The organism is Bradyrhizobium sp. Y36, assembly GCF_002531575.1.
Taxonomy (GTDB): Bacteria; Pseudomonadota; Alphaproteobacteria; order Rhizobiales; family Xanthobacteraceae; genus Bradyrhizobium.
Window position 1 is genome coordinate 1 of sequence record NZ_NWTI01000044.1, and the last position, 1,282, is coordinate 1,282.

Consider the following 1,282-nt stretch of genomic DNA (forward strand, 5'->3'; position numbering starts at 1 on the left):
AGAACCGCGGTGTCCTTGATGCGCTCGATGCGGTGCTCGCTGTTGGCGCGGGCACGGACCAGCTCGACGACCGAGAGCTGCGGGATCGCAAAGCGGTCGCCGGCAGCTTCCACGATCAGGGCGGAGACGATGGCCAGCGTCAGCGGGATCTTGATGGTGACGCTCGAGCCCTCGCCGGCCACCGACTTGATGTCGATGGTGCCGCCGATCTGGTCGATATTGGTGCGCACCACGTCCATGCCGACGCCGCGGCCCGAGACCGAGGTGATGGCGGCGGCGGTCGAGAAGCCGGGCGCGAAGATGAACTTGTGGATCTGGGCTTCGCTCATCTTCTCGAGCTCGGCCTCGGTGACGAGACCGGAGGAGATCGCCTTGGCCTTGATCTTCTCGGTGTTGAGGCCGCGGCCGTTGTCGGCGATGCAGATGATGATGTGGCCGCCCTCGTGATAGGCGGACAGGCGGATGGTGCCCTGCTCGCCCTTGCCGGAGGCGAGGCGCTCGGCGGGGGTCTCCAGACCATGATCGGCGGAGTTGCGCACCATGTGGGTGAGCGGGTCCTTGATCAAATCGAGCACCTGGCGGTCGAGCTCGGTGTCGGCGCCGTGCATCTCCAGCTCGATCTGCTTGCCGAGTTCGCTCGAGAGGTCGCGGACGATGCGGGGCAGCTTCTGCCAGGCATTGCCGATCGGCTGCATGCGCGTCTTCATGACGCCTTCCTGCAGCTCGGCGGTGACGTTGGAGAGGCGCTGCAGCGGCACCTTGAACTCGGTGTCCTCGTTGCGGCGGGAGATCTCCAGGAGCTGGTTGCGGGTCAGCACCAGTTCGGAGACCATGGTCATCAGGTGTTCCAGCGTATCCACGTTGACGCGGATCGACTGGTTGGCGATGCGGTCGCCCTCGCCGGCATTCTCGTCGGCCATCGACTTCTTCGGCGCGGCCTTGGCGGGTTTTGCCTCCTTGGCTGCTTCCTTCGCGGCAGGCGCCGGGGCTTCAGCAGCGGGCGCGGGCTTTGCTTCAGCCTGCGCGACGGGCGGGGCCGCTTCGATCGCGGTCTCGCGGAAGGCGCGCTCGAGCTCGTCGAGCGAGACCTCGCCCGGACGCAAGGGGCGCTCCAGGGTCTGGTCGATCAGCGTGCCAGAGGTCATCTCCTTGGCGGGCGCAGCGGCAGGGGCTTCCGGCGCCAGCGGCGGGGCCTCGGTGACGGGAGCGGCGGCAGCCGGCATCGGCTGCGCCGAGCCTGACATCGCCGCCATGCCCTGCTCGACCATCGCTTCGAGCTGAT

The 1,282-nt window shown here is 67.6% G+C and carries 1 protein-coding gene; it reads right to left on the reverse strand.

Features of this window, described 5'->3' with window-relative positions:
• Positions 1-1,282: chemotaxis protein CheA (locus tag CO669_RS34755; RefSeq protein ID WP_143278782.1), on the reverse strand; the 1,282-nt coding region annotated here is incomplete at both ends.